Below are 6,498 nucleotides of genomic sequence, written 5' to 3'. Positions count from 1 at the left end.
GGATCACAACTGGCTCGCCATTCGCGATCAGCTGCTCAGTAAAGGCCGTACCGCCCTGGTGGAGCGCAACACCAAGGAGACCCGTATCCGGGTGGCACTGGATCTGGACAAGAGCGGCGGCAACCAGATCAGCACCGGCATCGGCTTCTTCGATCACATGCTCGATCAGATAGCGACTCACGCAGGTTTCAGTCTGCAGCTGGCGGTGAGCGGCGATCTGCACATTGACGATCACCACACCGTTGAAGATGTGGGGCTGGCCCTGGGTCAGGCCCTGCGTGAGGCGCTGGGTAACAAACGCGGCATAGGCCGCTTTGGCTTCGTGCTCGCCATGGACGAAGTAGAAGCGCTGATCGATGCCCAGCCTCGCCTGCCAGCCCAGAGCTCCCTGCTCGACGCCAAGGTGAGCGCCGCCCTGGACCTAAGCGGTCGCCCCTACTTCGTGTTCCGTTGCGAATCCGGCTTTGGCCGCGACAACGTGGGCGAAATGGCCACCGAGATGGTGCCTCACTTCTTCCGCTCCCTGTCGGACGCCATGGCCATCACCCTGCACCTCTCGGTAGATGCCGGCAACAGCCACCACCAGGTGGAGGCCCTGTTCAAGGGCTTTGGCCGCGCACTGCGCCAGGCCATCCGGGTGGAAGGCTCGGATCTCCCCTCCAGCAAGGGGGTATTATGAGCAAGCAACCCTTGATCACCATAGCGACCACCTTGCTGGTGCCAACCTCGCACACATCCATGGGGAGGCTGATACGATGAGCAATCAGAAACTGGTGATCATCGACACCGGCTGCGCCAACCTGGCCTCGGTGCGCATGGCCTTCGAGCGGCTAGGAGTCAGCCCAACGGTGAGCCGCGAAGCGGCGGATATCCGCGCCGCCGACAAGTTGATCTTGCCCGGGGTAGGCACGGCGGTGGCGGCCATGAGGAATCTTAACGAGCGTGAGCTGGTGCCGCTCATCCGTGAAGCGCGCCAGCCCCTGCTCGGCTTTTGCCTCGGCATGCAGATGCTGGCACAGGCCTCCGAAGAGACCATGGATGAGAGCGCCGAACTCCCTTGCCTCGGCATCATTCCCGGCAAGATCAAACTGATGGAGGTGGGCAAGCTGCGTCTGCCCCACATGGGCTGGAACCAGATAGAGCACGATGAGCGTCACCCTCTGCTCAAGGGGATCCCCAGCGGCAGCTATTTCTACTTTGTCCACTCCTACGCCCTGGAAGTGACCCAGGCGACCCTGGCCCGCTGTGACTATGGCGTGCCTTTCACCGCCATCGCCCATCAGGACAATGTGTTTGGTGCCCAATTCCACCCGGAACGCTCAGGCGCCGCCGGGGCACGTTTACTGCAAAACTTCCTGGAGCTATGACAAGGATGATTATTCCGGCAATTGATTTGATTAACGGCCAGGTGGTGCGGCTCTACCAGGGCGATTATGACCAGAAGACGGCCTATGCCAGTGCTCCCCAGGCACGCTTCGATGAATATGTATCCCAGGGTGCGGTACAGCTGCACCTGGTCGATCTCGACGGCGCCAAAGACGCCAAGGCCCGCCAGCTCAGCCTCATCGCGCAGCTGCTCGACGCCACCGACGCCCCGGTACAGGTCGGGGGCGGTGTCCGTAGCGAGCAGGACGTGGCAGACTTGCTGGCCGCCGGCGCCAACCGGGTGGTGATTGGTTCCACCGCCGTCAAGTCTCCCGATCTGGTGGCCAGCTGGATGGAAAAATACGGCCCCGAGCAGATAGTGCTGGCCCTGGACGTCAACATAGACCCCCAGGGCAATCGCAAGATAGCGGTCGCGGGCTGGCAAGAGGACAGCGGCATCACCATAGAGGCGCTGATCGAACGCTTCCTGCCGGCCGGGCTCAAACATGTGCTCTGTACCGACATCAGCCGGGACGGCACCTTGCAAGGGACCAATGTCGCACTCTATCGCGACCTCTGCGCTCGCTTCCCAAGCATCGCCTTCCAGGCCTCGGGCGGGATCGGCGGCTTGGGGGACATAGAGGCGCTCAAGGGCTCGGGAGTCAAGGGCATCATCCTTGGCCGCGCCCTGCTGGAGGGCAAGTTCAGCGTGAGCGAAGCCATCAATTGCTGGGCCAACCAGGGGGAAACCCTGTCGCCACAAGAAGGAGGCTACTGATGCTGGCAAGACGCATTATCCCCTGTCTGGACGTCAAAGATGGCGTCGTGGTCAAAGGGGTGCAGTTTCGCAATCACGAGGTGATGGGCGGTATCGTTGATCTCGCCCGCCGCTATGCCCAGGAGGGCGCCGACGAGCTGGTGTTCTATGACATCACCGCCTCAAGCGATGACCGGGTGGTCGACAAGAGCTGGGTGAGCCGGGTGGCAGAGGTGATCGACATCCCTTTCTGCGTGGCCGGTGGCATCAAGAGTGTCGACGATGCCAAGCGCATCCTGGAGTTCGGGGCCGATAAGGTCTCCATCAACTCCCCAGCCCTGGCCGATCCGACCCTGATCACCCGTCTGGCCGAACGCTTTGGCGTCCAGTGTGTCGTGGTCGGGATCGACTCCTATTACGATGAACAGAGCCGCCAGTATCAGGTCAAGCAGTTCACTGGCGACGAGAGCCGTACCCGCACCACCGCCTGGAATACCCTCGACTGGGTCAAAGAGGTGCAACAGCGCGGCGCAGGTGAGATAGTGCTTAACGTCATGAATCAGGACGGCATGCGCCAGGGTTATGATCTTGACCAGCTCAAGCTGGTGCGCGCCCAGTGCAAGGTGCCCCTCATCGCCTCGGGTGGCGCCGGTACCATGGCGCATTTTCGCGATGCCTTTATCGATGCCGATGTGGACGGGGCCCTGGCCGCCTCGGTGTTCCACAAAGGTCTCATTCTCATACCCGAATTGAAGCGTTGGCTTAGCACCCAAGGAGTCGCTATCCGTGAATAATCCATTGATTGATCCCACCCTCATCGACCGGCTCGACTGGGCCAAGTGCGATGGCATGATCCCCGCCATGGTGCAGCACGCCGCCAGCGGTCAGCTGCTGATGCAAGGCTTCATGACCTCTGAGGCGCTGGCAAAGACCCTGGCCACTGGCCAGGTCACCTTCTTTAGCCGCAGCAAGCAGCGCCTCTGGACCAAAGGCGAAAGCTCGGGCCATGTGCTCAATCTCGTCGCCATCAGCACCGACTGCGACAGCGATGCCCTGCTCATCGCCGCCAACCCGATCGGCCCGACTTGCCACCTGGGTACCCCCTCCTGCTTCGATGCCCACCCGGTGCCGCCGCTCGGTTTTCTCGCCGAGCTCGAGCAGATCCTGGCCGCGCGCAAGGGGGCGGATCCGACCACCAGCTACACCGCTAGCCTCTATGCCAAAGGCACCAAGCGCATCGCCCAGAAGGTCGGGGAAGAGGGGGTCGAAGTGGCCCTGGCCGCCATGGCCAAGGACAGGGAGGAGCTCATCAACGAATCCGCTGACCTGCTCTATCACCTGACCGTGCTGCTGCAAAACGAGGGACTGGGATTGAAGGATGTAGTGGCGCGCCTGTATGAGCGCCACACCCAATAGGCGAGGCGTCACTTTCTCACCTATCGACGTAGAAACGGGCCCTCGGGCCCGTTTTTTTATCCATGCTGCCGTTGATGAAACCATTGGCAGGCACGGGAGATTGACCAGCAAGAGGGCCGTGAATGAGAGTCCCCTCTCTCGGGTGCGACCCTCAATTGATGCGGCTCCAGAAGCTCATATTGACCGAGCTCGTCTCCAACAGCGCCAGGTACTCACCCGCTACCTTGTTATGCAGCCACTGCTGACAGTAGGCTTCAGCCAGCGCCTGGCTCGGGGCCATCACCATATCGGCATAAATACCATCGGCGCCGCGCAGCAAACAGTGGAAGATAAGCGCCTGCTGCTGCACCAGAAACTCGGCTTCGACTCGCTGGGACAGAGCGATCAACGCCTGCTCTGTCACTCCCTCCTTGAGCCTGAAGGTGGCAAACTCCAGACCGCCCACCCCTTGCATACCGCCATTGACTATCATCTCTGCTCTCTCTTCATACCGGTTGAATGGAGAAGGGATCATAGGGCAGTGCTACTGACAGCCTTGTGTCAGTCCCGTTCGCTTTTTTTGCGGTTTGGCGACTCGACCAGAGTCGGCCGAATCTCAGAGAAGGCAGCCCTGTCCCTGGACACTGGCTCGGCGCACCGTTCGTCAAGATAGTGAGCCAGGCTCACCCAGGCGGGCGGGTCATCGCAGTCCGGGGCCGGGGCCTGGGCCTCGATGCGATCTATCCTGAAATCCCGATAGCCTTGGCGCAGGGTACACCAGGCACCCAAGGTCCAGCGGCCTCCCCAATAGAAGAGCCCCAGCGGATAGACAAGCCTGCGGGTCTGTTGACCCGATGCGGCGCCATAATCGATGGTCAGCCAGTCTCCGGCCGCAATGGCGCCATGCAACTGATCCCAACGTCCATATTCCGCACTGGAGCGGCGATAATCAGGCACCCGCACGGACCGCGCTACCAGAGAAGCAGGGCGTCCCGCCGGCAAGGCCGCTTCTATCTTGGCCAGCAGGGATAGTGCAGGATCCGCCAACCCCTTGCCGGTCAGCACAGTCACCAGATTCACCCCGGTGATCAGCGCTTCGAGCTCGGCGGCGCACAGTTGCAAGGGAGGAAGCTCGAACCCCTCACTCAACCGATAACCGACCCCGGCCTCCCCATACACGGGGATCCCCGCCAGGGAGAGATCGTCCATATAGCGGTAGATGGTTCGCTCCGACACGCCAAGCCGCTCGGCCAGCGCAGTGGCTGTCAGCGGCTGGTGCGCGCGCAGCAAATTGGTCAATTGAAACAGTCGATCCGATTTTCTCACCGCTTACCTTCGGGGCGCCATGATGGGGCCGCCATGATAAGTCGGGATGCCTGCCGATGGCAGCCTCTTCTTGGCCTGGTCCCCCCAAGTCAGGGAGTCGCCCCCCAGTGAACTTGCGACGATAATGGGGGCTGACCCCGACCACCCAGCCCGAGGCTCGATGAACAAATACCAAGTTTTTGCCACTCTGGAAGCGCCCGACGCCTTCACCTTGCTCGACATGGCCGCCGCCGACTTTTTCAGGGACAAGCAAACCTTGCTGGCCCAGGGCCTGGAAGTCATGGGGGAACCCATACTGGCCCCCGATGCCCGGACGGCGGCCAATACCTATCAAGACTATCTAATCAACCCCAGTCTTCCCTACGGGGGCCCCGCCGCCCACGGCACCTTCATTTACCTGCTGCTCCATGCCCCCGGATATTTGGCAAGGGAAAGCCGCGGCGACGCTGAGCTGACTCACCCCTGAAGGGTCACCGAGTCCCCATGCCGGCGCCCCCCGGGCTGAAGCCAACCTGAACAACCGACCCCATTTGACAGCGTAAATGGGGTCTATCAAGGGCGCGGCCCAGCACGGACAATGTCACCGAGCTAACCAGAACCAGAGGCTTTATGAGCAAATACCAGTTCTTCCGTCAGGGGCAGGATCCCGCCAGCGTCACCTTCTTGCAGATGTCCGCGCCGTCATTTTATCGCAGAAAGAGCAGCTGCTCGCTCAAGGATTCGAGGTGGTGGGGGATTACATAGAAGCCGGGGATGACCAGGAGGCCCTTGAAAAATTTCGAAGCGGCATGATTGAGCCCCTGGCAGAGTTCACCAAGGCGACCGAAGAGGGGGGACTCTACTACTTGATCACCGGCCTGTGGGAGGCGCTGAACAAGCGCATCAAGGGCACGACGTCGCACTGACCCCGCACAACGGAGCTATGGCACCATGGCCCCGTTCATCTCGTTGCGCATGCTCCCTTCCCTCCCCCGACCAGGCCTTCCCATTCAGCGGCCCCACGCAACCTGTTGCTGCGCATATCCCGCGCTGGCATGTCGCAATTTACAGACAACTTTTGCAGGCGGCGTTTTTTGGCGCAGTCAGGCCTTGTCGCAATCAGGGGGGCTTTGCCTTGAGACTATTACGCAAGCTGCCAAGATAGCGGCAAGCCTCACCATAGGCAGCAACGGATAGTAAGGAGAGAGAGATGAACAAGTCCCTGTTAGCCGGTCTCGGCATCGGTATAGCCTCGGCAGTGACCCTCTCGGCGGTGGCAAGTGGCTCACTGTTTGAGTCCAAACCCCAGTTCGCCGAGGTACTGGCCAGCAAGCCGGTCACCGAGACCATCAAGACCCCACGTCAGGAGTGTCGCAACGTCACAGTGACCCATCGCAAGCCGGTGCAAGATCAACACAAGATCCTCGGTACCGTGGTCGGTGGCGCACTCGGCGGCGTACTGGGCCATCAGTTTGGCGGTGGCAGCGGCAAGACGGTGGCCACCGTCGCCGGGGCGGCGGCGGGTGGCTACGCCGGCAATCAGGTGCAAGGCAACATGCAAAACAGCGATACCTACACCACCACCGAGCAACGCTGCAAGACGGTGCAAGAGAGCAGCACCCGCACCCTGGGTTATGATGTCAGCTACAAGCTGGCCGGTCAGGAAGGGGTGATCC

General features: G+C 61.3%; 9 protein-coding genes and 1 pseudogene. 8 read left to right on the top strand and 2 right to left on the bottom strand.

The window, feature by feature from the left end; translation table 11 throughout:
* The 5 genes and pseudogenes from G113_RS18330 to hisIE form a co-directional block, all read left to right on the top strand.
* Window positions 1-679 (top strand): annotated as a pseudogene (locus tag G113_RS18330) (bifunctional histidinol-phosphatase/imidazoleglycerol-phosphate dehydratase); the annotation flags it as partial.
* 76 nt (window positions 680-755) lie between these two features.
* Window positions 756-1,367 carry an imidazole glycerol phosphate synthase subunit HisH gene (hisH, locus tag G113_RS18325; RefSeq protein ID WP_005908403.1) on the top strand — a complete coding sequence of 204 codons (612 nt, stop codon included), beginning with the start codon at window positions 756-758 and terminating at the stop codon, window positions 1,365-1,367.
* A 5-nt stretch (window positions 1,368-1,372) separates the two neighbouring features.
* A complete protein-coding gene (gene hisA / locus G113_RS18320; RefSeq protein WP_040319375.1) occupies window positions 1,373-2,143 on the top strand; it encodes a 1-(5-phosphoribosyl)-5-[(5-phosphoribosylamino)methylideneamino]imidazole-4-carboxamide isomerase in 771 nt (256 codons plus the stop codon).
* On the top strand, window positions 2,143-2,916 hold the full coding sequence (gene hisF, locus G113_RS18315) for an imidazole glycerol phosphate synthase subunit HisF (RefSeq protein WP_005908401.1): 774 nt from the start codon (window positions 2,143-2,145) through the stop codon (window positions 2,914-2,916). The genes hisA and hisF overlap by 1 nt, the downstream gene beginning before the upstream one ends.
* Window positions 2,909-3,538 carry a bifunctional phosphoribosyl-AMP cyclohydrolase/phosphoribosyl-ATP diphosphatase HisIE gene (hisIE, locus tag G113_RS18310; RefSeq protein WP_040319374.1) on the top strand — a complete coding sequence of 210 codons (630 nt, stop codon included), beginning with the start codon at window positions 2,909-2,911 and terminating at the stop codon, window positions 3,536-3,538. The genes hisF and hisIE overlap by 8 nt, the downstream gene beginning before the upstream one ends.
* A gap of 151 nt (window positions 3,539-3,689) precedes the next feature.
* Here the strand turns inward: hisIE and G113_RS18305 are convergent, their stop codons facing one another.
* Together G113_RS18305 and G113_RS18300 are read right to left on the bottom strand one after the other, a co-directional pair.
* The gene (locus G113_RS18305) at window positions 3,690-4,010 is read right to left on the bottom strand and encodes a hypothetical protein (RefSeq protein WP_005908398.1); all 321 of its coding nucleotides are present in this window, start codon (window positions 4,008-4,010) and stop codon (window positions 3,690-3,692) included.
* Window positions 4,011-4,078: 68 nt separating this feature from the next.
* Window positions 4,079-4,816, bottom strand: a complete 738-nt coding sequence (locus G113_RS18300) for a helix-turn-helix transcriptional regulator (protein WP_051106621.1) — start codon at window positions 4,814-4,816, stop codon at window positions 4,079-4,081.
* A 187-nt stretch (window positions 4,817-5,003) separates the two neighbouring features.
* Between G113_RS18300 and G113_RS18295 the strand changes: the two genes are divergently transcribed.
* The 3 genes from G113_RS18295 to G113_RS18285 form a co-directional block, all read left to right on the top strand.
* Window positions 5,004-5,309, top strand: coding sequence for a hypothetical protein (locus G113_RS18295; protein WP_152436102.1), 306 nt, complete (start codon window positions 5,004-5,006; stop codon window positions 5,307-5,309).
* A 262-nt stretch (window positions 5,310-5,571) separates the two neighbouring features.
* On the top strand, window positions 5,572-5,748 hold the full coding sequence (locus tag G113_RS21405; RefSeq protein WP_161618926.1) for a hypothetical protein: 177 nt from the start codon (window positions 5,572-5,574) through the stop codon (window positions 5,746-5,748).
* Between the two features lie 284 nt (window positions 5,749-6,032).
* On the top strand, window positions 6,033-6,498 hold a 466-nt coding region (locus tag G113_RS18285), incomplete at its 3' end, for a glycine zipper 2TM domain-containing protein (protein WP_005908391.1).

Origin of the sequence: Aeromonas molluscorum 848 (genome assembly GCF_000388115.1) — a bacterium.
GTDB lineage: Bacteria > Pseudomonadota > Gammaproteobacteria > Enterobacterales > Aeromonadaceae > Aeromonas > Aeromonas molluscorum.
This window is presented reverse-complemented; position numbering and strand designations above follow the sequence as displayed.